The organism is Sorangiineae bacterium MSr11954 (assembly GCA_037157815.1).
In the GTDB taxonomy this organism is placed as follows: domain Bacteria; phylum Myxococcota_A; class Polyangia; order Polyangiales; family Polyangiaceae; genus Pendulispora; species Pendulispora albinea.
This window is the reverse complement of record CP089984.1, coordinates 2,095,137-2,119,760: the sequence shown is the minus strand read 5'-3', so window position 1 is coordinate 2,119,760 and position 24,624 is coordinate 2,095,137. Positions and strand designations below refer to the sequence as shown.

The 24,624-nt window shown below is 67.2% G+C and carries 23 protein-coding genes; 19 read left to right on the top strand and 4 right to left on the bottom strand.

Annotated elements, in window-relative coordinates; translation table 11 throughout:
* Positions 1-310 precede the first annotated feature (310 nt).
* The 3 genes from LZC94_08705 to LZC94_08695 all read left to right on the top strand — a co-directional run bounded on the left by LZC94_08705 (position 311) and on the right by LZC94_08695 (position 4,894).
* A complete protein-coding gene (locus LZC94_08705) occupies positions 311-2,038 on the top strand; it encodes an HTH domain-containing protein (protein WXB17349.1) in 1,728 nt (575 codons plus the stop codon).
* Complete coding sequence (locus tag LZC94_08700; GenBank protein WXB17348.1) at positions 2,038-3,321, top strand: hypothetical protein; 1,284 nt, start codon at positions 2,038-2,040, stop codon at positions 3,319-3,321. The genes LZC94_08705 and LZC94_08700 overlap by 1 nt, the downstream gene beginning before the upstream one ends.
* Positions 3,322-3,511: 190 nt before the next feature.
* Positions 3,512-4,894 (top strand): hypothetical protein, encoded by a 1,383-nt coding sequence (locus tag LZC94_08695; GenBank protein WXB17347.1) that lies wholly within the window; start codon positions 3,512-3,514, stop codon positions 4,892-4,894.
* A 32-nt stretch (positions 4,895-4,926) separates the two neighbouring features.
* On the opposite strand, the gene LZC94_08690 is transcribed toward LZC94_08695, so the two are convergent.
* A complete protein-coding gene (locus LZC94_08690) occupies positions 4,927-5,664 on the bottom strand; it encodes an enoyl-CoA hydratase-related protein (protein ID WXB17346.1) in 738 nt (245 codons plus the stop codon).
* 248 nt (positions 5,665-5,912) lie between these two features.
* Here LZC94_08690 and LZC94_08685 point away from each other — a divergent pair, with 248 nt between their 5' ends.
* The 3 genes from LZC94_08685 (at position 5,913) to LZC94_08675 (ending at position 10,800) form a co-directional block, all read left to right on the top strand.
* The gene (locus LZC94_08685) at positions 5,913-7,286 is read left to right on the top strand and encodes a hypothetical protein (GenBank protein ID WXB17345.1); all 1,374 of its coding nucleotides are present in this window, start codon (positions 5,913-5,915) and stop codon (positions 7,284-7,286) included.
* On the top strand, positions 7,283-8,953 hold the full coding sequence (locus LZC94_08680; GenBank protein ID WXB17344.1) for a hypothetical protein: 1,671 nt from the start codon (positions 7,283-7,285) through the stop codon (positions 8,951-8,953). Before LZC94_08685 ends, LZC94_08680 begins: the two co-directional genes overlap by 4 nt.
* 227 nt (positions 8,954-9,180) lie before the next feature.
* Positions 9,181-10,800, top strand: a complete 1,620-nt coding sequence (locus LZC94_08675; protein ID WXB17343.1) for a beta-ketoacyl synthase — start codon at positions 9,181-9,183, stop codon at positions 10,798-10,800.
* Between the two features lie 24 nt (positions 10,801-10,824).
* On the opposite strand, the gene LZC94_08670 is transcribed toward LZC94_08675, so the two are convergent.
* Together LZC94_08670 and LZC94_08665 are read right to left on the bottom strand one after the other, a co-directional pair.
* Positions 10,825-11,754, bottom strand: a complete 930-nt coding sequence (locus tag LZC94_08670; protein WXB17342.1) for a 3-keto-5-aminohexanoate cleavage protein — start codon at positions 11,752-11,754, stop codon at positions 10,825-10,827.
* Positions 11,751-12,281, bottom strand: coding sequence for a MarR family transcriptional regulator (locus LZC94_08665; protein WXB17341.1), 531 nt, complete (start codon positions 12,279-12,281; stop codon positions 11,751-11,753). Before LZC94_08665 ends, LZC94_08670 begins: the two co-directional genes overlap by 4 nt.
* Before the next feature lie 338 nt (positions 12,282-12,619).
* Between LZC94_08665 and LZC94_08660 the strand changes: the two genes are divergently transcribed.
* From LZC94_08660 to LZC94_08600, 13 genes are all read left to right on the top strand, one after another.
* On the top strand, positions 12,620-14,170 hold the full coding sequence (locus LZC94_08660) for a serine/threonine protein kinase (protein ID WXB17340.1): 1,551 nt from the start codon (positions 12,620-12,622) through the stop codon (positions 14,168-14,170).
* Complete coding sequence (locus LZC94_08655) at positions 14,161-15,153, top strand: hypothetical protein (GenBank protein ID WXB17339.1); 993 nt, start codon at positions 14,161-14,163, stop codon at positions 15,151-15,153. The genes LZC94_08660 and LZC94_08655 overlap by 10 nt, the downstream gene beginning before the upstream one ends.
* 134 nt (positions 15,154-15,287) lie before the next feature.
* On the top strand, positions 15,288-15,809 hold the full coding sequence (locus tag LZC94_08650; GenBank protein WXB17338.1) for a DUF177 domain-containing protein: 522 nt from the start codon (positions 15,288-15,290) through the stop codon (positions 15,807-15,809).
* Positions 15,810-15,814: 5 nt separating this feature from the next.
* On the top strand, positions 15,815-16,006 hold the full coding sequence (gene rpmF / locus LZC94_08645; GenBank protein ID WXB17337.1) for a 50S ribosomal protein L32: 192 nt from the start codon (positions 15,815-15,817) through the stop codon (positions 16,004-16,006).
* 103 nt (positions 16,007-16,109) lie between these two features.
* Entirely contained in the window at positions 16,110-17,030 is a 921-nt protein-coding gene (fabD, locus tag LZC94_08640; GenBank protein WXB17336.1) for an ACP S-malonyltransferase, read from the top strand.
* A gap of 123 nt (positions 17,031-17,153) precedes the next feature.
* Positions 17,154-17,900, top strand: coding sequence for a 3-oxoacyl-ACP reductase FabG (fabG, locus tag LZC94_08635; protein ID WXB17335.1), 747 nt, complete (start codon positions 17,154-17,156; stop codon positions 17,898-17,900).
* 110 nt (positions 17,901-18,010) lie between these two features.
* Entirely contained in the window at positions 18,011-18,253 is a 243-nt protein-coding gene (gene acpP / locus LZC94_08630; GenBank protein ID WXB17334.1) for an acyl carrier protein, read from the top strand.
* A gap of 384 nt (positions 18,254-18,637) precedes the next feature.
* The gene (gene fabF, locus LZC94_08625) at positions 18,638-19,882 is read left to right on the top strand and encodes a beta-ketoacyl-ACP synthase II (protein ID WXB17333.1); all 1,245 of its coding nucleotides are present in this window, start codon (positions 18,638-18,640) and stop codon (positions 19,880-19,882) included.
* Between the two features lie 18 nt (positions 19,883-19,900).
* On the top strand, positions 19,901-20,341 hold the full coding sequence (rpiB, locus tag LZC94_08620) for a ribose 5-phosphate isomerase B (GenBank protein ID WXB17332.1): 441 nt from the start codon (positions 19,901-19,903) through the stop codon (positions 20,339-20,341).
* Entirely contained in the window at positions 20,338-20,808 is a 471-nt protein-coding gene (gene nrdR / locus LZC94_08615) for a transcriptional regulator NrdR (GenBank protein WXB17331.1), read from the top strand. The genes rpiB and nrdR overlap by 4 nt, the downstream gene beginning before the upstream one ends.
* On the top strand, positions 20,808-21,965 hold the full coding sequence (ribD, locus tag LZC94_08610) for a bifunctional diaminohydroxyphosphoribosylaminopyrimidine deaminase/5-amino-6-(5-phosphoribosylamino)uracil reductase RibD (protein ID WXB17330.1): 1,158 nt from the start codon (positions 20,808-20,810) through the stop codon (positions 21,963-21,965). Before nrdR ends, ribD begins: the two co-directional genes overlap by 1 nt.
* Positions 21,966-22,096: 131 nt before the next feature.
* On the top strand, positions 22,097-22,621 hold the full coding sequence (gene def / locus LZC94_08605) for a peptide deformylase (protein ID WXB17329.1): 525 nt from the start codon (positions 22,097-22,099) through the stop codon (positions 22,619-22,621).
* Between the two features lie 641 nt (positions 22,622-23,262).
* Complete coding sequence (locus LZC94_08600) at positions 23,263-24,108, top strand: DUF4388 domain-containing protein (protein WXB17328.1); 846 nt, start codon at positions 23,263-23,265, stop codon at positions 24,106-24,108.
* A gap of 149 nt (positions 24,109-24,257) precedes the next feature.
* Here the strand turns inward: LZC94_08600 and LZC94_08595 are convergent, their stop codons facing one another.
* Positions 24,258-24,596, bottom strand: coding sequence for a Uma2 family endonuclease (locus tag LZC94_08595; GenBank protein WXB20361.1), 339 nt, complete (start codon positions 24,594-24,596; stop codon positions 24,258-24,260).
* Positions 24,597-24,624 lie beyond the last annotated feature (28 nt).

Sequence of the window (24,624 nt, the reverse complement as noted above, 5' to 3'; positions counted from 1 at the left end):
GTCGCCGCGGAGCAGGGGCGGCCCGCAGTATGCGACGTTTCGTGCACAGAAAGGTTGCAAAGAGAGAATTTCCGGATTTGACGGCGTGCTTTCGTCGAGTTATAGCCACTCAGGCGTAGCTTTGTGAGGTCACGGGCTGCGCAGGCCACCGCTACCGGGGAACGGAGCGTGGTGGAGAGCCCGACAGAACGAAACCTGGGATGATTCTCGGCAAGAGATTCACCTGGAGGTCGGCACGGGGGGCCCTCCGAGACAGGCGTGAGCCGGGATGCCACGAGGCATCGACACCAGACAAACGGAAAACACGACAATGACGTTCACTGAAGCCGCTGCAGAGGTCCTGCGACTCGCCGGCAAACCGCTTCATTACAAGGAAATCACCGAGCTCGCGATCGAGAAAAACCTCTTGTCGCACGTTGGTAAGAGCCCCGAGGTCACCATGGGTGCCCGGCTCGCGGCGCTGTTGAAGAAAGAGGACAAAACGAACCCCATCGTTCGCGTCAAGCCCGGCGTTTTTGCCCTCCGCGAGTGGGATGGCAAGAGCAAGAAGAAGAAGAGCGAGCCCGCCCCCGAAGTCGAAGAGACCGACTCGGGCGACGAGATCAACGCGCTCGAGGTCGAGGCTGCAACCACGCGTGAATCCGTCCCTCCGCCCACGCCTCCGGCGCTCGAGGAAGAGCAGGACGAAGACGACCGTCCCATCGTCTCGGGTGAAGATGCGCTTCGCGCCGATCTCGCAGCCCAGGGGGCCGAGCTTTTCGACGACGAGGACGACGACGATCAGCCGATTTTCGCCCCGCAGAACCAATCAGGTTTGGCAGGGTTGGCAGGCGTGTCCGGTGTGGCAGGTGGACCGCCCGCTCAAGTCGGTGAGCCCCTCACCGAGGGCGGCCGCCGTCGCCGTCGCCGCCGCCGCCGCGGTCGTGGGGGCAGTGGTGCAACGGACATCAGCAGCGATGGACTCTCCTCGCCGCGCCTCGAGGGCGCAGGCGCCGCGGGGGCCGGGCACGCGGGCCCCAGCTCGTCGCGCTTCGATCCCGGGCCGGGCACCACCCCGCGCTTCGATCCGGCGCTCGCCGCAGCCGTCAATGCGGCCGGCGCGGGCACCGCGAGCGAGGGCGAAGCCGGCACCGACGCGCCCCGCGATCCGCTGGCCCCCGCGCCGCGCCCGCAAGTGCGCGATCGGCACCAGATCATGGCCGGCGGCGCGCCGAGCGGCATCGAGGTCCCCCTCGGCGAGGGCGAAGAGCTCTTCGGCCGCGATCTCGCCGACGCCGCGCTCACCGTGATGGCCTCGTTCGATCGCAACGCGGGCCCCGTTCCCGTGCGCGCCATCGTCGATGCGTTCATGCGCCGCGGGCGGCTCTCGGGCGATCCGTCGCTGGCGGTCATCCAAGTCAGCGCCTCGCTCCGCGCCGACAACCTGCGCCGCACGGCGCTGGGCCAGCGTCCGCGCTTTCGCTTTGCCGCAGGCTCGCGCGTGGCCCCCACGGACTGGGTGCTCGGCTCCGATCTGATCCGCCTCGAGCAAGAGGTGAACATCGCGATCGACCGCTACCGCGAGGCCACCCGCCGCGTGCTGCTCCGCCGCGTTCAGGAGCTCCCCGGCCACGCCTTCAACGAGCTCGCGCTCTTGGCGCTCGAGCGCGCCGGCATGTCGCAGCTGCGCCCCGTGCGCCGCGCGGGCTCGCCGGGCGGCGAAGCGCACTTCAGCGCGATCCACCGCACCGGCAGCGACGAGATCCGCACCGCCATCGTGATCCGCAAGGACGGGCGCGAGCTCGGTCGCGAGCGGGTGAGCGATCTGCGCGGGGCGCTGCACCACTACGGGCCGGCCGCCGCCGGTTGGCTCATCACCACCGGGCAGGTGCTCTCGGGCGCACGCGAAGAAGCAGGCGCGCCCAACGCCCCGCCGGTCGCGCTGTACGACGGGCTTGCGTTCTGCAAGCTCCTCGAGGAGGGTGACGTGGGCGTCATCCGGACGCGCTTCTCCATCACCATCCCGGATCTCGAGCTGTTCGAAACCTTGCGCGGCTAATGACCGACGAAAAGAACCGCCCCCAAGGCAGCACGGACGGAACGCCGAAACGGCGTTCCGCGGGCGGCCTGGCGGTTCTTTCGCCTTTTTGGTTTGCGCGGTTTGCGTGGTTTGCGTCGTTTTTTTCGGTCTTCGCGCCATCGTCGCCGGCGGCGGCCGCACAGAAAAATGCGACCGGCGCGGCCAGCGTCAAAGACGCCGCGGCCGCGCTTCCGCCGCCCAAGGTGGCGCTCACCGTTTCCACGGTTTCGTCCAAGCGCTGGACGATGCGCCTCGAGAACACGGGCGACGTGCCCGTGCGCATCGTCGCGGATCCGTATCTTTTGTCGCTCGAAATCATGGTGCCGGCCGGCGAAGGCGCCGCGGCGAAGAAGCCCGCAAAGGCACGCGAGGTGCGCTGCGTGCTCCCGGCGGACATGCGGCCCTCGACGGATTCGGCGCGCAACCTGGTGCTCAACCCGGGCAAGGCGTACAGCGAGTCGTTCGATCCGCGCATGTACTGCTTCGGGGCGAAGGAGAGCGCAGGGCTGGTGCGCGGGGCCCGGATCATTCCCCACTACGGGTTTGCGTCCCTCACCCGCCCCAAGCGCGCCGCATCGAAGCCCAAGGCGCCCACACCGCCCTTCGTGGTCGCGCCCATTCCGGATACCGACCCTACAGCGCGCCCCACCCTCGCACCTGTCAACGAGATCATAGGTGGCACGGCCATCGAGCTATCGGGCGACGCCGTCGCAGGTACGTCGAGCACCGACAACACCACCAAAGACGCCGTGGCAACTCGAACGACCGCTCCGGTCAGCGGGGCGAGCACGGCGGAAAATGATACCTCGGAGCCGGGTCTCTCCATCGCGCTTCCCGCGCGAACCGACGGAGCCCGGGCCTCCGATATGAACCTGCGCGTGACCCTGACCAACATCGGCCCGCGACGCGCTGCTATCTATTTTCGGCCGCAATCGGTGGCCTTCGATGTCACGGGGCCGGGCGGCGAGTTTGCCTGCTCGGCCGGGGGTGCAGCGGCCATCCGCGAGCTATTCACCACCTTGGCGCCGCGCGGACGCGCGAGTTTGAGTGTGCTGGCGGGCAGCTCGTGCCCGGATCATTCGTTCGACATCCCTGGACTTTACGAGGTCCGCCCGAGGCTCGATACGAGGCACATCGTGGGGAGCCCAGCGGCGGTCGCGGGATCGCCGCCCTTCGAGGGCGAAGTGATGGGCACACCGGCGCTCGTGCGCATCCGAGTAGGCAAGCAGGGTATTTTGCGCCCGCCGCCGATCATCGAGTGACCCGCGGCATCCAACGGGATACCCCCCTACCCCAAAGCTTCCCAAGTGTTTGAGGGTTCTCGATGGACCGAGCCGTTACCAGTGGGATGTCGTCGCCTTCGCGTCCGAAAGTATCACGGCGCGACCCTTGCTTAGAAATGGGGGGGCTAGTCTGTCCTGAGCGGGCGCCCATGACGCGGCGGAATCCTTGATGCACAAGGTCACGTTCGATTTCGGGGTCGCGCTCTCCGAGGAGCACCACGTCGAGCTCCTCGTCGCCGATGTCTCCCTGGCCCGCGCGCTCTTCGAGGGCGTCCCCGCCGCGAGGCTCCTCTCCCGCGTCCAACTCGCACGCGACGAGTCCGATCAGGCCGCGTGGGACGCGTGGCTCGCGCGCACCATCTCGGGCGGCGAGGACTTGGAGCGGCTTCAGCGCGCCATCGCCCGCCACGCGCGGCAGGCGCTCGACGAGGGCCCCATCGAGGCCGAGAACACCACGGTGGCCGCGCTCCTCTTCGGATTTTTCTCGAACGAGAGCGACGATGCCTCCCTCGCCGAGACCTTCGGCCGGAAGATTCGAGGCCCCCGCGAGCACCTGGTGCGGGCCTGCGCCTTCTACGATGGGCGTCTGGCCACCGGAGGCGATGTGCGCGTGCCCATGCTGGAGGCGTGCATCCGCCTGGCCACCGTGGCCTCGGCGGGCCCCTGGTCGCACGACCGCATGCTGGACGCCGCCTCGCAGGTGGCCGCCACGGAGCTGGGCATCCAGTGGAAGGCCGCCGAGCAGTGCCTCTTTCCCGTCGATTTTCACGCGGGCCCCGAGCACGCGCGCATGGTCCGGCTCGATCGCACCTCGCTCGACCCCTTGGTTGCCCGCGATCCGCGCGAGCTCGCGGGCGCCATCGCCCGGGCCGAGCGCTCCCCTTCCGGACCCGACTCTCCGCGCTCGCGCGTGCGGCTCGACACGTTCCTCGCGGATCTTTCGAGCCTCCTTCAACACCGCGGGGCGCTCGTTCTGGCCGTGCCGGTCATCGATCCCGAGGTCGATCCGCCGGTGCCGAGCAGCCCGCCTTCGGACCGGCCCTCCAACATCCCGCTCGATTGGTCGCAGCCGAGCCTGGCCGAGAGCATCGCCGAGTCGATCGAGGCCGGACAAACGTCGCTCGCGCGCCTGCGCAACTTGGTGGGCCGCGGCGGGGAGCCCGCGCTCGACGCCATCGGCGCCGAGATGTTGCGGGCGACCCATCACCCGGTCGCCAATGTCATGTTCGCCGAAATCCTGGCGCGCAGCGGCCGCCCGCGCGACGTCATCCGGCTCGTCACCCACTTTGCCATCGCCTCCGATCCCCCGGTGGCCGCCCGCGCGCTCAGCGTCTGCAGCGCCCCCGAGCTCCCCAGCGTGCTGCGCGCCTGGCTCGAGGCGATGCTCCCCACCGATGGCGCCGTCGCCCCGATCGGTCCGGATCCGCACACCTCGAGCGCGGCGCGCTTGACCGCCTGCGTCGCGTCCCTCGAGCCCTATCCGCACTTGTACCAAGCCGTAAAGACGCTTTTGCTCCGGGTCAGCGACCGGCCGCCCCCGCGCGCCGAGTAGCTCACCGCACGCCGGCGCAAACGCCGAATCGCTCAGCGGCCCGTAAACTTCGGCGCGCGCTTCTCCAAAAAGGCCATCAACCCTTCGCGCGCATCGTCGGTGGAGAGGATCTCCGCCAAGCGCTCCCGCAACATGGGGAGCGCCTCCTCGAGCGGCTGCTCGTCCTGCGCCGAGAACGCGCGCAACCCCAGGCGAAGCGCGATGGGGCTCTTGGCCGCCAGCTTGTGGCAGAGGGTCTCGATGGCGCCATCGAGCGCATCGGGCGGGACCACATGGTTCACCAGCCCGATGGCCTTTGCCTCCTCCGCGCTCAGCTTCTCGCCGAGGAGCATCATCTCCAAAAGCCGCCGGCGCGGCACCAGGCGCGCGAGCACCGCCATGATCATCATGGGGAAGAGCCCCACCAAAATTTCCGGTGTTCCGAGCTCGGCATCGCTGGATGCCACCACCAACGTGCTAGCCGCCACCAACCCAAGCCCGCCGCCCATGGCGGGGCCGTGCACCTTGGCGACAATGGGCTTTTGCGTGCGGGCCATGGCAAGCAACAAATCCGCATAGTCGCCTTTTGGCGCAAGTTGCACATCGTCCGTCCCGCTGGTCATTTGCGCAAAATCACCTCCTGCGCAAAAGGCCTTTCCCTCGCCCGCAAGGACGATGACGTGAATGTTCGGATCCGCATGAGCTTCTTCCAACGCGTAAAGAAGCTCGTTGACCATCTGCGGCCCAATGGCATTGCGACGTTCGGGATACGCCAGACGAATCGTCGTCACCGCGCCTTCATTTCGAATCCGAATTTTCGTGTACTCGGCCATGACACCACCTCGCAATCCCGCAGCCCCGTTTCGTAGCTTCGTTTTCGCACGATACGTGCACGGAGAGCTCGCCGTCGAGCCGGGACACGGCTTTCACCGAGCGGACGGCGTCGGGCGCGATGGCAAACGCAGCGTCATGGAATTTTCATGATTTCGTGCGCGCGCCCGACGCGGCGAGCGTCTCTTGAGCAAGGAGACGAACGCATATGAATTCGCTAGGTCGATTGGCCCCTTGCGGGCTTTTGGTCGTCGGCACGTTCTATGGCTTGGGCTGCAGCAGCACCATGGATGGCGGCGAAGAGCCCGCATCCCGCGCTTCCTCCCTCGAGACCGCAGCGGCCCCACGGTCGGGCGCGTGCGAGCCCTTCATTTCACCCGAGGTGGCCGCGCATGTGCGGGAAATGGCCACCAAGGGTTGGGCGGCCGTCAATAAGGAAAAAGGTTTGCTCATGCACGGCTGTCCGGCGGGGGCGAGCGGCCGTGCATGCTTGACGGCCTATCCGCGCGCCTCCGAAAAGCCTTATGGGCAAGGGTGGGAGCATCTGCCCGGCGCGGCGCTCCGGATTTTGCGGGAGTATGCGTATCCGTCCAGCTTTTGGACGCGCTCCTCGCCCGATGGCCGCTTCGTCGCGCACGGGCGCAGGAACGCGGACGCAGTATTCAACATGTCCGCCAGCATCTTCGACCTACGCGGCGACGGCCGGCAGATCCCGGCCAATGCCAGCTACGACTCCGGATTCACCCCCGACAACTCCGGATTTACGTTCATCTCGGGGAGCGATGTGCTGTTTTGCAATCAGAGCCTGCTCGGCACATCGCCCCAATCCATTAAATTCGATGAGCCGGAGTGCATCAACGCCGGCGATCTGGGCCTCTACCAGAGCGTGGGCGCGGCGCTCGGCGGCGGCGATTACTGGGTCGCGGGCGGGCGCTTTCAAAACGATCAAGGCGGCTACGACATCCGCCGCGATCCCGACGCACGATTCGGCAGCGATCCGGTTCGGTTCACGCCCATGATCCACAACGGCAGCGCCTTCGAGCCCGGCGCGAGCATCGATCGGTCCCTCCCCTACGAGGGCGACGCCATCCTTTCGCCGGGGGCGGGCCTGGTCATGACGCGCATCGAAGGGCCCGACCATCGCTCCCTCGGGTATGCGCTGCGAAAGCTGGTCGCCAAACGCACCGGCACCGGATACGAGCTCTCGACCCCGGAGATCGCCCGCTACTGCGCCAAGGGAGCCAAGGCCACGTTCTCGTACGACGAGCGCTGGGCGGTGATTCACCACTACGTGGACGACAACGACGAGGACGCGCGCGATCTCGGGTTCACGGGCCGGAGCGATCCCAAGTTCGCGCCGTACCGCGCCAAAGGAGCGTCGAACGTGTATTTGATGGATCTCGTCTCGGGCAAGCTTCGGCGGATCACCGCCATGCAGCCGGGCCAATATGCGCTCTATCCGCATTTCCGCGCCGATGGATGGATGCACTTCATCGTCCGAACGGCGCCGCGGCGGGGAGAGCCATCGCCCACGGCCACCGAGTACTTGGTGGCGAGCGACGCAGCCTTGATGCCCGAATGAAGTGCTCCCTCATCGCGCTGGCCATGCTCGTCTCTGCGTGCCGCATCACCCGCGGCGAAGTCGCGGGCGATGGTCCCCCGGATGCGCGCGAGGACGCGGTGCGGCCCGTGGATCGCAAGATCCTCGGGCTGGCCGCGAAGTACGAGGCCGACGGGATGCTCCGCGGCCGCGAGGGCGAGCTTCTGCGCTCCCAGCGGATGCGGCGCGCCGTGGGATGGCGGACGGTGGAGAAGGTGCTCGCGCCCGTCGCGCTGGCCGAGAGCCTCCCCTTGGACGCTGGGGCGCCGCATCGCATCCCAGCCTTTCACACGTGGTACGGGCGCGACGACGTGTACCGGCTCTTCGGGCGCCTCTACGAAAAATTGGGCGCGGAAGGACGAAAGCGCCGCGAGGTGTTTTCGCACCGCAAAATCGACGAGGCGTTCGCGTGGAACCTGCGCGCGGCGGACGAATCCGGAAATTGGCCGGAGCCGCGCTGGCGCGCCTACCTCGCCGCGCTGGAGACGGCCGAAGACGTGGACGGGGTGGGCGGCATCGACCGTGTGGGCTACGGCTCGGAGAGCGTGCGCCATCTGCTCCGCAGCTACCCGCAGCTGCTCGGGTGCATCGCCAAAGGCGTCCCGGCGCCGAACGCGGTGGGGCCCGAAACCGAAGCGCGCCCGCTGGTGCGCGAACGCCTTCACCTGGGGGCGCGCGAGCAGCGAACCCTCGGCCCCTTTGCGATTCTCCCGCACGAGGGCGAAGCATCGCGCGGCGCCCTGGAGACACACGACGGCGCCGCCGTCCTTCGCTACCACGCCCATCCGGAGCTCACGGCCACCGTCTCGGCGGGGCCCGACGGCTTCGAGGGCGCCGTTTTACTCGACTACGACAAGCGCAATCCGGAGTGGGCGACCTGCGTGGCGGGCACATTTCCCATCGACGCCGTGGTGATCAAGGCGGATTGGCAGCGCGCGGACTTCGGTCGAAAGCTCCGCACGTACGATACGTCGGCGGCGGGGCTTCGAAGGCGGCTCGCGCCCGATGGCGCCGTATCTTGGGAGAAGGCCGATGGGGAGGCGAGCCCGGGCCCCGAGAGCATTCATACGATCAAGCTCCCCGAGACGGGCCATGTGTACCGGCTCGCGGGCCTGCACATCATGAGCAAGGAGCTCGATCACTGGCTCTGGACCACGCTCTGGTGGTCCGGAGCGCCGGACGAGGACTTCGGGGCGGACCGCCCGAGCTCCATCGAGGCGCTGGGCACGGTCTGGCGGAACTACAAGATGTGCACGGTGGTGGGCTTCGACGAAGCGGATCCCGACCCCAAGGGCGGATTTGGAGAGGACCTCCCCACCCTCGCAGAAGCGCTCGCGGCCGTGTCCGAGCGGACCGCGCGCGCGACCGACCCCTCGCGCGGCAGGCCCTCGTGGTGCTCCAACCCGTACATCGAGCGCGGGGCGGGCAACGCGGGGACCAACTGCGTAGGCTGCCATCAGCACGGCGGCCGGAACCTGCGGCCCCAAGACATCCTTCGCGACGAGACCCAGTTCCCCGCCCGCGGCCGTACGCACGTGCGTAACAACTTCCCCACCGACTACTCGTGGGCGATCAACGCGGGAGACCGACTCGGGCAGCTGGTGGCCGACGTCGTTGGTCATTACGACACCACGGACCCGCGAAAATAAGCCTTCGTGCGGCCCAAGCGTAACCTGAAAAGGCCATGTGCCACCGAGCGGACGGTGCTCGGCTCGTGCCCTGCACTCGCGTGACCGGCGCCGGCCCGCGCGCGTCCCCACGCATCGCGCGCACCGCACGCGCGCTCCCCGCATGGGCGTACTTGTACAAGAAGATCCAAACCGCTAGCTTCCTGACCGCTCGTCTTTCGCGCGGTACGTACTAGGAGAGCTCTCGGATGGCATCGCCTCACTCATCGGATCGTCCCTCTCGACGGCGCATTGGCGTCTATGGAATCGGAGTCGTCGCCCCTGGGGGACGCAATGTGGCCGCCCTCGAGGCACTTCTGCAGCGCGGGGCCACCGCGCTGGGGCCGAGCGCCAAACCCGAGCTCGGATATGGGCTCTTCGCCGTCGGGGACCCCGATTTTTCGTTCGACGACTACGCCGGGTGGATCGCGGAGCGTCATGGCGATGCTTATGTCACCCGCATGCAGGCCAAGATGGCGGACAACGTCCAGTTCGCCGTGGGGGCGACGATCCAAGCGCTCCGCTGCGATCCCAACCTGGAAGCGCTGGTGCGCGAGGCCGATGAAGGCTGCCATGTCTATGTCGGCTCGGGCGTGGGCGAGTTGCCCGAGAGCTACCGGGCCGCCGCCTCGCTCGAGCGCGCAACGCGCGAGTGGAATCACTTTTGGGCGCAGGCCGAGCACTGCGCAGCGCGTCGCCAATTCGAAACCGACGGCAAGCACCCCGACGGGCCGCCGCCCCCCGTCGATCCCACCACCTTGCCCGTCGACAGCGAGGCGCGCCTCTCGGCGCTCACGGCATGGGATGCGTACTGGTCGCGCTATTCGCAGCCGCTCCGCGCCTTTTTGGAGCGCTTCGCCGCCATCGAGCGGCTGGACGCCGACGACGAGAACCAAGAGAAGGCGCACATGAGCGCGATGCGCAAGCGCCTGCGCGCGCATCGGGCGCTGGTCGACGAGTTTGGCTGCCCGCCGCCCCCGTGGACCGCGGTGAGCCCCAACCTGATTTGGAATATCCAAAACGGGCCGGCGGCGCAGATCACCATGCTGCTCGATGTGCACGGCGCTGCGTGGGCCCCCGTCGGAGCCTGCTCGACCTTCGGCGTGGCGCTCAAGTGCGGCCGCGACGCCATCCTGCGCGGCGAGGCCAAAATGGCCATCGTGGGCACCACCGATCCGCGCCCCGATCCGGCGCTGGTGGCCGCGTTTCACCAAGCGCGGGTCATGCCGGGCATCCCCGACGTCAACCTCCCCTTTACGTCGTTGCGCGGCACGCACGTGTCGGGGGGAGCTTGCGTCTGGATCATCGGCGACGCCGACTACTGCGAGGCCCGCGAGCTGCGCCCCATCGGTGGCTATGTGGAGTCCATCGCTCTCTCCTCCGACGCGGAGCACATCATCACCCCGTCGCAGTCGGGCCCCAAGCGCGCCATCTCCCGCGCCTACGCCGAGGCGGGCATCGAGCCGCTCGACGTCGCCGTCATCGACCTCCACGCCACCGGCACCCCCGGTGACTTGAACGAGCTCGCGCTCATCGACGAATACGTCACCGACCGCACGCGCATCACCGCGCGCAAAGGGCAGCTCGGACATGGCATGGCCAACTCGGGCGGCTGGGAGCTGACCGAGCTCGCGCTCAGCCTCTCGCGCGGCACCGCCTACCCCACGGGGGTCACCGGCCCCGATTTGCATCCGCGCGTGCAGCGCAAGTCCTCCATCGTGATGGCCGAAACACCGTTGGAGGGCGAAATCGGCGTAAAGCTGATGCTCGGCATCGGCGGCATCACCGCCTGCATCGTCCTCCGCGGCGCCCGCCACAGCGCAACGTAGCGGCAATGGCGCGGGTCGGCGTCGCTAGGCGCGTCCCGCGAGGCCCAAAATGGTGCGCGCCTCGTCCACGGTGGCGACCTTGCGGCCGACGTCGCGGACCATGCGGGCGGCGACCTCGACGAGCTCACCGTTGGAGCGGGCCATCGCGCCATTGGGGAGATACAAATTGTCCTCCAGGCCCGCGCGGACATTGCCGCCGAGGACCAGGGCAGTGGCGAGCATCTTCCATTGACAGCGGCTGATACCGATGACCTCCCACTCGCTCCCGGGCGGCATGATCTTCGTTTGAAGCTGCAGGCTCTCCACCAGTGGCGGGATGCCCCCCAGCACATTGACGATAAATGAAAATTGGAGCGGCGGGCGCAGAACACCCATATCGAGGAGCGGCCAAATACCCTGCGTATGCCCGGTATCGAAGCACTCGAGCTCCGGTTTGACGCCGCTCTCGTTCATGGCCGAGAGGAGCTTGATGATCTTTTCATACGTATTCGGAAAGACCATGTCGAACGCGAACTCTTTCCGCTTCTCCGAATACTTCGAATAATTCATCGTCCCCATGTTCAATGCGGCAATCTCGGGCCGGCTCTCCCGGATGTATGCGCATTGTTCGGTGACGTCGTCGAAGATGGTGCCCGTCGAAAAATTGAGGAGGATCGGGCAGCGCGTTCGAACTTCGTCTTTGATGCGCGCGAAGGTCGCGGGGCTGAAGGTGGGGGAGCCATCGTCGCTCCGCGCATGGATGTGCACCACGGAGGCGCCGGCATCGTACGCGCGCTTGCACTCCTCGGCGATCTCCACCGGGGTGTAAGGGATGGCGGGACACTGGTTGCGGTTGGCCAGAACACCGGTCACGGCGCACGTGATGACGCAGAGATCGGGATCGCGTTCCGGGCGGCGGCCCGCGTCCGGGGGGTGCGCTGCGTGCGGGGCCCGACTCTCTGCGCGGGTGCTCATGGCTCCTCTTCCTTCCCTTCCTCCCCCAAGTTGGGGAAATCGCGCTTGATGATGGCCCGAAACCGAGCGGTGACCTTGGCCGCGAACCGGACCGCGTCGCGGATCTCTTGGGGGTTCAAGGTCTCCATGGCGCTATGGAAAATGCCGATGGGCTCGATGGGGATCTCCCGAGCCAGCTTGGAGCCCTTTTCGGTCAGGTGAATCCGCACCACGCGGCGATCGTCGGTGGAGCGCACGCGCTCGACGATGCCCTCGCGCTCCATGCGGTCGATGATGCCCGTGACCGTGCTGTTCTGCGCCCGGATGGCGTCGGACAGCTCCGAGAGGGAGAGATCGCCCATGTGCTCGAGCATCTTGACCACCGTCAGCTGCGGGCCCGTGAGGCTCGCGCGCGCGGCCAGCGCCTTGGTGACCCGGCGGTTCTCCGTATAGAGATAGATGAGCATCTTGAGCAGCTCGTCGATCTCGTGGCGCGAGTCGGGGGTGGAGGCGGTCGAGGCAGTGGCGGCTTGCGGGGATCGTTTCATGGCGGGCAACGAAACATTTCGTATACGAAAGGTTTAGACGCGAAAGGGTGGTCCGTCAATCGAGCGGGACCCCATACTTCACGGGACGTCAAGCGCTTTTCAAGCGCACATTTGCAAAGAAGCTCTAGGGGGGCAACGCAACGCGAACCCGATCGTCACCAGGGCGCGAACGAGAGCCGAATGAGCCGCGAACAAAACGCGAATAACGCGCCGGACGAGGCGCCCCTACGATGCGCCGGACGAGACGCCTGAACGAGACGCCGAACGAGACGAGTGTAGACCGAAGGCCATCGTTTGGAACGCCGTGGCCGAGTTAGCTGCGCTAGGCTACGTCATCGATGATGGGCGGCGCGGTGGTGCCCGAAAATCCCGTACGACTGCTCGGCCGTTATGCGTTGCACGGTGAAATCGCCGTCGGGGGGATGGCCACCGTTCATTTTGGCCGCCTTCACGGCGCCATTGGGTTCTCGCGCACGGTGGCCATCAAGCGGCTGCACGCGCAGTTTGCGCGCGATCCGGAGTTCGTCTCCATGTTCCTCGACGAGGCGAGGCTGGCGGCGCGCATCCGTCACCCCAACGTGGTGCCGACCCTCGACGTGGTGGCCACGGACGGCGAGCTTTTCGTGGTCATGGAGTATGTCCACGGCGAGTCGCTCGCGCGGCTCATTCGCCAAGAGGTGCGGGCGGGCCGGCTGATCCCACCGCCCATCGCGGCCAGCATTCTATCGGGCTCCTTGCAGGGTCTGCACGCCGCCCACGAGGCGCGCAACGAGCGCGGGGCGCCGCTCTCCATCGTGCACCGCGACGTGTCGCCGCAGAACATCCTGGTGGGCTCCGACGGGGTCGCGCGCGTCCTCGACTTCGGCGTCGCCAAGGCCGCCGGGCGGATCCACACCACGCAGCAAGGCCAGATCAAAGGGAAGCTCCCCTACATGGCCCCGGAGCAGCTCTCGCCCGACGGCACCGTCACGCGCGTCATCGACGTGTATGCGGCCTCGGTCTGCCTCTGGGAGGCGCTGACCGGAAAGCGGCTCTTCAGCGGCGAGAACGAAGCGATGATCCTCGCGCAGCTCCTGAGCATGGCGGTCGAGCCACCGAGCCGCTTTGCACCCGACATCTCCCTCGCGCTCGACCAGGTGGTGATGCGCGGCCTCTCACGGCAGCCGGACAAGCGCTTCGCGACCGCGCGGGAGATGGCCGTGGCGTTGGAGCGCGCGGTCTCCCGCACCGCGAGCTCCGCCGAGGTGGCCGACTGGATGGAGAGCGTCGCCGGAGCACCCCTGGCCGCCCGGTACCGCACGGTGGCCGCCATCGAGCTGCAGACCGACGCGCCGAGCTCCGAGCAGCTGCTCCACGAGATTTCGTCGATGCGCAAAGCGCCTCGGACGACCGGCGCGGTCAGCGCGTCCTCCCTCGGCGGCCCGGCGAGCGCTTCGCCCGATCACCGGATGCTCGGCCTCGACGGCTCGGGGCCATCGCAAAGCGCTCCGCTCTCTCCGCCCTCGTTCGCAAGCCCAAAGACCGGCGCCTCGAGGCGCTTCGCAAAGCCCGCGCTCATGGCGCTGCTCGTCATCGCCTGCGTGCTCCTGGGATCGCTCATCGCCGCCTTCACGGGCCCCGGGCGCGGTGGGACGAAGCCGCCCCCGGCCCCCACGGCAACGGCGCCCCCGACCACGCGCGAACCGCCGGTTCGCACGATCGAGCCGGTTCCTTCCGCGACGACCAGGCCCGAAGCGTCATCGAGTTCGACCGCCACCGCGCCCACGGCCAGCACGAAACCGCCGCCGCCACCGCGCCCCACCGCCGCGCCCGCACCCCGCAAGAACTGCGATCCCCCTTATTCCGTCGACTCCAGCGGAAGAAAGAAGTTCAAGCCCGAATGCCTGTAACCTACATGCATTGGCGCGTCTCTGGCGCGCTGCTGGTCCTCGGCTGGTCGAGCGCGCTGCACGCCGCACCCAAGCCCGCGCCCTCGAAGCCGCAACCCGCGGCCCCCAAGCCCGCGCCCTCCAAGAGCGAAGCGCAGATCATCAAGGACAAGTGCATCGCCGACGCCGACGAAGGGCAATCCTTGCGCGACGGCGGCAAGCTGCTCGACGCGCGCACCCGCTTCGTCGGCTGCGCGAGCTCCACCTGCCCCGGCGTGGTCACCAAAGAGTGCAGCGCATGGCTCGCCGACGTCGAGGAGCGGCTGCCCACGGTGGTGATCACCGCCAGGGACGGCCACGACATCGATCTGGTCGACGTCCGCGTCTCGGTCGATGGCCAGCCCTTCCTCGACAAGCTCACCGGCACCCAGGTGCCCATCGATCCCGGCCCGCACGACATGCGCTTCGAATACAGCCGCGGCGGCGAAGGCCCCTTCGTCGTCGACGAGAAGGTCGTCATCTCCGAGCGGCAAAAAGGGCGGGTGCTCCAGGTGCCCTTTCCAAACGTGAATCCCCGCACGGAAGCGATGCTCCCGTCCCCCGTCCCGGAGCCTGCCCCGCCGCCCAAAACCACCCGCAGCGCCCCCGTGGCGGCGTACGTCGTGGGCGGCGCCGGCCTGCTCGCGCTGGGCAGCTTTGCGTTTTTCGGCATCAAGGGCCGCAGCGACTACAACGACTTGAAGGACACGTGCGAGCCGAACTGCAACAAGTCCGACGCCGACGCCGTGAAGACGAAGTTCCTGGTGGCCGATATCTCCCTGGGGGTCGGCGTCGCGGCCCTTGGGGTGGCGACATACCTCTTTCTCACGCACCGCTCCGACGAGGCGCCCCGCGTCACGACGTCGCAGGGCCGCCCGCATCTCATCCAGCACGCCCTTGGGCACACCGTGGTCACCCCCACCCGCGGCGGCGGCTGGCTCGCGGGCTACGAGACGCGGTTCTAGACCGCCGAAATAATCGCAAACCAAAACACGAAAAACGTAACCCAGTGCTTGCGCGAGGGCGCTTCGCGTGGAAGATTCGCGCGCCCTTCGCCATGGCAGAACCCCTTACCCGTTCGCCCGAATTCCGAGTCCCCGTGTCCGAGCTCGACACGGCGGGCAAGGAGTACCACTTCCCCGTGCGCGTCAGCTGGGTCCGCGGCGTGCTCGAGGGGAACGAGGCCGGCCCCGTGGGCGAAGACGGAAAGCTCGACGTGCGCCTCTCGCGAAGCGGCACCGACGTGGTGGTGCTGGGGCGCTTGCAGTTCGAGCTGGTCGCGCCCTGCGCGCGCTGCCTCGAGCCGGCGCGCATCCCCATCGACGAGAAGCTGAGCTTTCTCATGGTCCCCGCCGCCCGCTCCAAAGCGCCGGACGCGGAGGAATATGAATTTTCCGCCGAAGAAGCCGATGTCGTGCCCTTCGACGGAGAAAATGTCGTCCTGGACGAGGTCGTTCGGGATGAGCTCGTTTTGCAAATCCCGATGATCCCCTTGTGTTCGGAGGATTGCCCGGGTATGAGCGCCGGTAGCATTTCCGGCGCGAGCTCGGAGGTTCCCCAAGAATCGCTCGACCCGCGCCTTTTGCCTTTGCTGCGTTTCAAGAATCTCAAGAAGGAGTAGCCGCCGTGGCCGTCCCCAAACGACGAACCAGCCGTTCCAAGCGCAACATGCGCCGCGCCAATCACGACAAAGTGACGGCCATCCAGCTCATTGCCTGCCCGAATTGCGGGGAGCCGAGCGTCCCCCACCGCGCCTGCTCGGCGTGTGGGTTCTACAATGGTCGCCAGGTAACCGCCGTCGCGAAAAAGCCGGACTGAGCGCGAAAGGCGCACCAAATAGATGCTGAGCCCGGCGTCGATCTCCAAAGAAGCGGGCAGAACGGCGTGGCTGTTCCCTGGTCAAGGGTCGCAGTCGGTTGGCATGGCCAAGGAGACCCTCCTTGCCTCGGCCGCCGCACGCGACGTCTGGGCCCGGGTCGATCGCGCCCTCGGCGAACCCCTCCAAGAGCTCGTGATGAACGGGCCCGAGGAGTCGCTCACCCTCACCGCGAACGCGCAACCCGCCATTTTGGCCACGAGCGCCGCGGTGCTCGCCGCCTTGCGCGAGCGCTTTCCCGATCTTCCGCTCCCCGGCCTCGGCGCCGGGCACTCGCTGGGTGAATACTCCGCGCTCCTCTCCGCAGGCGCGCTGAGCGTGGAAGACGGTGTGCGCTTGGTGCGCGCGCGCGGCTTGGCGATGCAGGAAGCGGTGCCCCCCGGGGTCGGCGCCATGGCCGCCGTCATGGGGCTCGATGCCGACGCCGTGACCGCGGTCTGCCAGCAGGTCGAAGAAGAGGAACAGGCCACCTCCGGGGAGGTGGTTCGCCCGGCCAACTTCAACTCCCCCGGGCAGATCGTCATCGCTGGACATGCCAAGGCGGTGGCGCGTGCCGTGGCGGTCGCGGGCACCCGCGGAGGAAAGGCCAAAGTGCTCAACGTGAGCGCACCTTTTCACTCCCCGTTGATGGCACCGGCCGCCCGGGCGCTGGAAAAGCAGCTCGCGCAGGTCACCATCGCCCCCCTCGCCTTCCCCGTGGTCGCGAACGTCGATGCCCGGCCGAATCGGGACGAAGGGCGCGTCAAAGAGCTCCTCGTGCGTCAGGTCGACGGCGCGGTGCGCTGGGAGGAGACCATTCGTTTCATGCACGAGCAGGGGATCACGCATGCCCTGGAGATCGGGCCAGGCAAGGTCCTGGCAGGGTTGAGTCGCCGCGTGGTCAAAGATCTCAAGGTGTTGAGCGTCTGCGATCCCAAGTCGTTCGACGAAGTCCCGGCATTTCTTTCGGCCGCCGGAACCTCCTGAATTCGGGCGCCTCGAGCGGCAGACCGCGGGGCCATGGGATTCCGGCCGCCTCGAGCGGCAGACCGGAAGCGCCCCGGCCCTAGTGACAAGTGCCGAAAGGCGTGAGAGAAAGCGCCCAACAAGATGTTTCGCCTCGATTCCAAAATTGCTCTCGTCACTGGCGGCTCGCGCGGCATCGGACGGGCCTGCGCCGAAGCACTCGCGCGTCAAGGCGCGACGGTCATCATCAACTACGTCAACGGCGAAGGCGCCGCGCGCGAGGTCGAATCGGCCATCGTTGCCTCCGGTGGTAAAGCCGAAATCGCGCGGTTCGACGTGGCCGATACAGAGGCCACCGAAGCGCAGATCGAAGCCATCATCAAGCGCCATGGTCGGATCGACATCCTGGTTGCAAGCGCCGGCGTCGCCATCGACGGGCTGCTTCTGCGCCTCAAAAACGAGGATCTCGACAAGCTTTTCAACATCAATGTACGCGGTGCGTTGACGTGCGCGCGCGCGGCCACCAAGAGCATGATGCGCACGAAATCGGGCCGTATCGTGTTCCTCTCGAGCGTCGTCGGCGAGATGGGCAACGTCGGGCAGACCGCCTACGCGGCCAGCAAGGCGGCCCTCATCGGCGCGGCCCGCTCGATCGCGCGGGAGTACGCGTCCCGAAACGTGACGGTGAACGTCATCTCCCCGGGCTTTATCGACACCGACATGACCGCCGGGATGACCGACGCGCAGCGCGAACAGATCCACAAGCTCGTTCCGCTGGCGCGCACTGGAAAAGCCGAGGAAATTGCCGCCGCCGCCGTCTACCTGGCGAGCGACGAAGCAGGTTACGTCACCGGCCAAGTCCTCCGGGTCAATGGCGGTATGTACGTATGACAGCGCGATTGGCGCGATGAACGCGACTCGCTGGTGACGCGCGGACCGATTCGCGCGATCTTCGTAGAAGCTTTCCCCACGACGCACCCTTTTTCTGATACGAGGCACGCATGGCTCAGGACATCCCCACCGAGGTCAAACGCATCATCAGAGAGCAGCTCGATGTCGAAGAGAAAGACATCAAGCCCGAATCGACGTTCATCGACGACCTCGGCGCCGACTCGCTCGGCCTGGTCGAGCTGGTGCTGGCGTTCGAAGAAGCTTTCGAGATCGACATTCCGGACGAGGACACGGAAAAAATCCGCACCGTCCAGGACGCGATCGACTACATCGAGCGGCACGCGAAGAAGTAGTTTTCGCGGGTAGCTTGCCGGCCCATCGGCCTCGGCACCTACCCCTTCTTTTGCGCCGCATCTGCCAAGCCAGAGTCGAGCTTTCCGGGTGATTTTGTCGGCAACCGTCTAGGTCGCCTCGCCTTTTCTCGGCGAGGCGCATGCCTGCAAACCAGGTCGAGCTCGATTTTTGGTTTTGTCGCGTGCTCGAACGTGCGCAGGGTGCTGCGGCGGACGCGGCACTTTGGCCTACCGCGCCGCGGGTCCTTACGGAGACTCAGCGCCGAGGAGTACGGTATGAGGAGCCCCGACTTCGCCACGGATCTGCCGTGCGGTGGGTGCCGTGACAAGGCCGTCTGGCCGTACTAAAGACTTTGCCGTAAACGCCTACTCTTCGGAACGTCTATGGAACGCGTCGTCATTACCGGCATCGGCCTCGTTACACCCCTCGGCATCGGAACCCAGGAATCCTGGCGCGCCCTGCTCGCAGGCGAAAGCGGCATCGATCGGATCTCGCTGTTCGATCCCGCTGCATTTCGCGTGCGGATCGCGGGCGAGGTCAAGGGATGGGACGGGACGCGCTTCGTCCCGAAAAAGAAGCTCAAGGAGATGGACCGCTTCACCGAGTTCGCCCTCGGGGCGGCCAACTTGGCCTTCGCCGACGCGCAGCTCGAGCTGACCGACGAGGAGCGCGACGAGGCGGGTTGTTTTATCGGCGTGGGCCTCGGCGGCCTGGAAACGCTGGAAAAGACGAAGCAAACCTTGATGGAAAAGGGCCCCAGCCGGGTCAGCCCCTACTCCATCCCCGGCATCATCGCCAACCTCGCGGCCGGACAAGTCTCCATCACCCACGGCCTGCGCGGCCCCAGCTACTGCACCACCAGCGCATGCTCCAGCGGCGCGCACGCCATCGGCGAGGCCGTCGAGTGGATCCGCCGCGGGCGGGCGCAGATCATGGTGGCAGGCGGCTCGGAGGCGACCATCACCCCGGTCGGCATCGGCGGCTTCGAGGCCATGATGGCGCTCTCCAAGCGCAACGATGAGCCCAAGCGCGCCAGCCGCCCCTTCGACAAGGGCCGGGATGGGTTCGTGTGCGGCGAAGGAGGCGGCATTCTGATCCTCGAGTCGCTCTCCCGCGCCAAGAAGCGCGGCGCCCGCATCTACGCGGAGATCACGGGCTACGGCGCGTCGAGCGACGGGCACCACATCACGCACCCGGCCCCCAACGCCGAGGGCGCGCAGCGCGCGATGCGCATGGCGCTGAAGGACGCGAACGTCTCGCCCGACCACATCGACTACATCAACGCGCACGGGACCTCGACCCCGGCGGGCGACGCCGAAGAGTCGAAGGGCATCGTGGGCGTCTTCGGCGCGCACGCGGCCGACAAGAAGCTCTGGGTCAGCTCCACCAAGTCGATGATCGGTCACCTCCTGGGCGCAGCGGGCGCGGTGGAGAGCGCCATCGTGGCCCTCACGGTGGCCGAGGGCCGCGTGGCCCCGACCATCAACCTGGACGAGCCCGATCCCGAGTGCGCGCTCGATTATGTGCCCAACGTCGCGCGCGAGCGGCGGATCCGGCACGCGTTGAACAATTCGTTCGGCTTCGGCGGTACGAATTGCTCCTTGCTGTTCTCACGCTTCGAGGGGTAGCCGAAAGTAGCGAACACCATGAGCGAGCGGATCGTTTTGGCCTCGGATCACGGCGGCCTCGAACTGAAGAAAGAGCTCGTCGAGGGGTTGCGCGAGGGGGGCTACACCGTCTTCGACATCGGGACGCACACCACCGAGTCGACGGATTATCCGGATTACGCGCGCCAGGCGGTGCTCGGCATGCTGGCCGGCAGCTACGATCGCGGCATTTTGGTGTGCGGCACCGGGGTCGGCATGGCCATGACCGCCAACCGCCACCGCGGCATCCGCGCCGTGAATTGTTCGGACGTGTTCACCGCGCGCTACAGCCGCGCGCACAACGACTCGAACGTGCTTTGCCTCGGCGGGCGCGTCGTCGGCTTCGGTCTGGCGTGGGAAATCGTCAAGACGTGGCTGACCACCCCCTTCGGCGGGGACAAACGCCACGTGCGCAGGGTCAACAAGATCGAGTCCGAATGAAGTGCCCGTTCTGCGCGCACCTCGAGAGCAAGGTCACCGACTCGCGCCTGTCTGCCGCCGGAGACGTTACCCGTCGCCGCCGTGAGTGCGAGAGCTGCGCCCGGCGCTTCACGACCTACGAGCGGGTGGAAGAAATCGTCCCGTTGGTGGTGAAGAAGGACGGGCGGCGCGAGAACTTCGATCGGCAGAAAATTCTCGGCGGGATGCGCAAGGCGTGCGAGAAGCGCAATGTCGCGCTGGCGCGCATCGAGGCCATCGTCGATCAGATCGAGCGCGAGCTCATCGACACCGGCGAAAAAGAGATCCCCGCGCAGCAAGTCGGGGAGCGCGTCATGAAGCACCTGCGCACGCTCGACGACATTGCCTACGTTCGTTTTGCCAGCGTTTACCGCTCGTTTCGCGACCTCGATGAATTCCGCGCCGAGCTCGAGAAAATCGCCAAATTACGCCAGATCGAGGAGCCGTAATGAAAGAGCCGCCGGAGAACGGAACGGCGCCTTCGCCGCGTTCGAGTGAGCGCGACCCCGCCGAGCGCGACGACGAGAAGTGGATGCGTCGCGCGCTCGAAGAGGGCAGCAAGGGACACCCCTCCCCCAACCCGCACGTCGGGGCCGTGGTCGTCAAAGACGGCGCCGTGGTCTCCACCGGCTTTCATGCGCGCGCGGGCGACGTGCACGCGGAGGGCGCCGCGCTGGCCGCGGCCGGCGAAAGCGCGGAAGGCGCCACGCTCTACATCACGTTGGAGCCGTGCAACCACTTCGGCAAAACACCTCCGTGCACCGACGCGATCCTCGCCTCCAAGGTGAAGCGCGTGGTCATCGGCTGCGCCGATCCCAACCCCAGCGTCACGGGCGGGGGCATCGATCGTTTGCGGGCCGCCGGTGTGGAGGTCACCACCGGCGTTTGCGAAGCCGAGGCCCTGCGCCTGATCGCACCGTGGTCCAAATACGTCACACAAGGGCTCCCGCACGTCTCGTTGAAGCTGGCGCTCTCGCTCGACGGCCGCATCGCCACCCGCTCGGGCGCGTCCAAGTGGGTCACGGGCCCCGACGCGCGCGCCCGGGTGCACGCGCTGCGCTCGCAGCACGACGCGGTGGCCATCGGCATCGGCACCGCGCTGGCCGACGATCCGCGGCTCACCGTGCGCGACGCGGTCGGTGAGAGCCCGGTGCGCATCGTGTTCGATACGAAGCTTCGCCTTCCGCCGGCGAGCCGGCTGGTGGAGACCGCCATCGAGGTCCCCACGTGGGTCATCTGCAACGCCGACGCATCCGGCGCGGCCGAAGAGACGCTGACCACCCGCGGCGTGGAGATTTTGCGGGCCCCGAGCTCCGCGGAGGGCCGCATCGACGTGGCGGGCGCCCTTCGTTTGCTCGCCGCGCGCGGCATCGTCACCTTGATGGTCGAGGGCGGCGCCGAGCTCGCGGGGAGCTTTCTCGCGTCGCGCTTGGCCGACGAGCTTCATGCGTTTCTGGCGCCGAGCCTCCTCGGGCCGCGCGGGCGTCCGGGCGCCGTCGACTGGGCGGGCCCGGCCACCCCGGCCGATGCGCCGCACATTGCCGAGCCCACCTGGGAGCTCTGCGGCAAAGACGCGCATGTGTTCGGTCCGCTGGTCTATCCGTAGGGGCTGGTTTACCGGCTGGGCGTAGCCAGCTTCGGATGCCTGGCGCACAGTCGGGTTGGGCGGCTGGCCCGGATGTTGATTCGGAAAACCTGGCTAGGGGGTGGTTTGCGCACTATTAAAGAGATTCGGTCATGGCCATTCGCACGATCTTGCACTACCCGGACAAGCGCCTTCGCAACCCTGGCGAGAAAGTAGACCCTTCCCGCATCGCCGATAAGGAGATCCAAACGCTCCTCGACGATATGGCAGAGACGATGTACGCCGCACCCGGTGTAGGCCTGGCCGCCACCCAAATTGGCGTGCCGCTGCAGATCTTCATCGTCGACATCGCAGCCGAGGACGAGCCGAGCGATCTGCGCGTCTTCATCAATCCGGAGATTTTGGAGCGCCGCGACGAGATCGTGTGGACGGAGGGGTGTCTCAGCTTCCCCGGGGTCACCGAGGAAATCGAGCGCGCCGCGTATGTCCGCGCGCGCGCCCTCGATCGAAACGGCAAGCCGTTCGAAATCGAGGCCGAGGAGCTGCTCGCGGTGGCGATTCAGCACGAGTATGACCACCTGTTGGGCAAGTTGATGATCGACCATCTCGGGCCGCTCAAGAAACGCCTGCTCCACCGCAAGATGCAGAAGCGCGCCGAAGCTACGCAGAGCGTTTGAGTCGCGGGGTGCGCTAGCGTCGGGCGGGTGCACGAAGCTTGCGGCAGCGCTTCGAGGCGTTCCAGAGCGTTTGAGTCGCGGGGTGCGCTTGCGTCGGGCGGGCGCATGAAGCTCGCGGTAGCGCTTCGAGCGCATATCAGAGCGTTTGAGTCGCGGCGGGCGCTTGCGTCGGGCGGGCGCACCAAGCTTGCGGGAGCGCTTCGAGGCGTACGGTGCGTGAGGTCGGTGAGCGGTCGACGCGGCGAGCGTAAGAGCCGGTGTGAGCGTACGAAGCCGTGCGGCAGCATCTCGACGCGTTGCGCGGCGCAAACCGTGTGACGTGGCGTCGCGGCGTGCGCTTGCGTCAGGCGGGCGCACGAAGCTTGCGGCAGCGCTTCGAGGGCGGGCGCACGAAGCTCGCGGCAGCGCTTCGAGGCGTACGGTGCGTGAGGTCGGTGAGCGGTCGACGCGGCGAGCGTAAGAGCCGGTGTGAGCGTACGAAGCCGTGCGGCAGCATCTCGACGCGTTGCGCGGCGCAAACCGTGTGACGTGGCAGGGCCGGGAACGCACGTGGTGGTGGGCGCGTGCTTCCCGAGGGCCTGGTGCAGCTAGAAAATACCGTTAAGTCGGGGTGTTGGATCCACTTGTGGTAGTGTGGCGGCGTGGACGTGGGGAGAATCCTCCTCATCCATGGCGATGCATCTACGGCGGAACGACACGCCGTAAGCCTGCGGCGTCATGGTCATGAGGTCGAAGTTCGCCAGAGCGCTCGGAGCGGTTTCGAGCGCGCGTGCGCGTGGCTGCCCGACTGCATCGCGTGCCATGTGACCCTGGAGGACATCGACGGATTCTGGGTCGCGCGCCGGATTCGCACGGAGCCGAGCGAGGTCGCGCAAACGCCGTTTCTGTTCCTCACCTCGCGCGAGGAGCGCGACTCGTTGCTTCAGGGGCTGCACGTGGGCGCCGACGCCTCCCTGTGCGAGCCCTTTACGGACGACGAGTTGGCCGCGCAGCTCTCCGCCTTGATCGACATGGCGCGCCGGCTCCGCCGTCCGCGCGACTCGTTCGTCGATGCCTTGGCCGACTCCTCCGTGGGCGCCGCCTTCCGCGGTGACCTCGCGCAAATGTCGCTGGCCACCGTGCTGATGATCCTCGAAATGGAGCGCCGCACCGGCACCATCACCGTCGTCACCGTGGGCGGCCGCCGCGCGACCCTTTCCATCGCCGACAGCGGCTTCGTCGGGAGCTCCTTGGACGGCGCCGAGCGCTCCCCCACCGACGTGCTGCGCGAGGTCCTTCACTGGAAGCGCGGTCGCTTCTGGTTCAGCCCCGCCGAGCGCACGGAGAGCGCGACCCAGTCCGTGGCCATCCGCGGCTCCATCGGCGCCATGCTCCTCGACGCCATGCGCCTGGGCGACGAGGCTACCGTGCTGGGGCCGGACGAGATCGAGATCGATCTCTCGCCGAGCTCGCGGCCGTCGATTCCGGGGAGCAAACCGCGGTTTTGAGGGGCGGGCGCGGACGTACAGCCTGCGGCTCTACGGCCACCAGGAGGCGACATTGAGCGCGATCGCGTCGAACGGCTCGATGCGCACCTCCGTCTCATCGCCCCAAATGCCGAGCTCGAGCCATGCTCCCGACGCGAGGCGATACGCCGTTATCGTGCGCGCGTCGAGATCGACCAGCCAGTGGTAAGGGACGCCGATGCGCGGGGCTTCTTGATGAGCAAATCGTGGCGCCGCGTCGTGGGCGAGAGAATTTCGCAGACCCAGTCGGGGACGACTTGAATCGCCGAGTCTTCCGGGAGGCTCGGCAGTCTTTCCCTTCGCCATCCGGCAATGTTGGGCGCTACCTCCGGCGTATTGGGAAGCTCGATACCGGGCTCGATGAGAATTCGCCATCCCCCCGGTCCGTCGCGACCACGATCGAAGGGACTGCGCAGATCGCTTCCGATCGAGAAGCTCGTGTCTTGATGACGCGGGCGAGGTCGCGTCATCGTGTAGAGGACGCCTTCGATGATTTCG

Excerpts from the sequence above, each read along its gene's own strand:
- LZC94_08705 (WXB17349.1), top strand. The coding sequence starts at position 311 with ATGACGTTCACTGAAGCCGCTGCAGAGGTCCTGCGACTCGCCGGCAAA.
- LZC94_08700 (WXB17348.1), top strand. The coding sequence starts at position 2,038 with ATGACCGACGAAAAGAACCGCCCCCAAGGCAGCACGGACGGAACGCCG.
- LZC94_08695 (WXB17347.1), top strand. The coding sequence starts at position 3,512 with ATGCACAAGGTCACGTTCGATTTCGGGGTCGCGCTCTCCGAGGAGCAC.
- LZC94_08685 (WXB17345.1), top strand. The coding sequence starts at position 5,913 with ATGAATTCGCTAGGTCGATTGGCCCCTTGCGGGCTTTTGGTCGTCGGC.
- LZC94_08680 (WXB17344.1), top strand. The coding sequence starts at position 7,283 with ATGAAGTGCTCCCTCATCGCGCTGGCCATGCTCGTCTCTGCGTGCCGC.
- LZC94_08675 (WXB17343.1), top strand. The coding sequence starts at position 9,181 with ATGGCATCGCCTCACTCATCGGATCGTCCCTCTCGACGGCGCATTGGC.
- LZC94_08670 (WXB17342.1), bottom strand. The coding sequence starts at position 11,754 with ATGAGCACCCGCGCAGAGAGTCGGGCCCCGCACGCAGCGCACCCCCCG.
- LZC94_08665 (WXB17341.1), bottom strand. The coding sequence starts at position 12,281 with ATGAAACGATCCCCGCAAGCCGCCACTGCCTCGACCGCCTCCACCCCC.
- LZC94_08660 (WXB17340.1), top strand. The coding sequence starts at position 12,620 with ATGATGGGCGGCGCGGTGGTGCCCGAAAATCCCGTACGACTGCTCGGC.
- LZC94_08655 (WXB17339.1), top strand. The coding sequence starts at position 14,161 with ATGCCTGTAACCTACATGCATTGGCGCGTCTCTGGCGCGCTGCTGGTC.
- fabD (WXB17336.1), top strand. The coding sequence starts at position 16,110 with ATGGCCAAGGAGACCCTCCTTGCCTCGGCCGCCGCACGCGACGTCTGG.
- fabG (WXB17335.1), top strand. The coding sequence starts at position 17,154 with ATGTTTCGCCTCGATTCCAAAATTGCTCTCGTCACTGGCGGCTCGCGC.
- acpP (WXB17334.1), top strand. The coding sequence starts at position 18,011 with ATGGCTCAGGACATCCCCACCGAGGTCAAACGCATCATCAGAGAGCAG.
- fabF (WXB17333.1), top strand. The coding sequence starts at position 18,638 with ATGGAACGCGTCGTCATTACCGGCATCGGCCTCGTTACACCCCTCGGC.
- rpiB (WXB17332.1), top strand. The coding sequence starts at position 19,901 with ATGAGCGAGCGGATCGTTTTGGCCTCGGATCACGGCGGCCTCGAACTG.
- nrdR (WXB17331.1), top strand. The coding sequence starts at position 20,338 with ATGAAGTGCCCGTTCTGCGCGCACCTCGAGAGCAAGGTCACCGACTCG.
- ribD (WXB17330.1), top strand. The coding sequence starts at position 20,808 with ATGAAAGAGCCGCCGGAGAACGGAACGGCGCCTTCGCCGCGTTCGAGT.
- def (WXB17329.1), top strand. The coding sequence starts at position 22,097 with ATGGCCATTCGCACGATCTTGCACTACCCGGACAAGCGCCTTCGCAAC.
- LZC94_08595 (WXB20361.1), bottom strand. The coding sequence starts at position 24,596 with ATGACGCGACCTCGCCCGCGTCATCAAGACACGAGCTTCTCGATCGGA.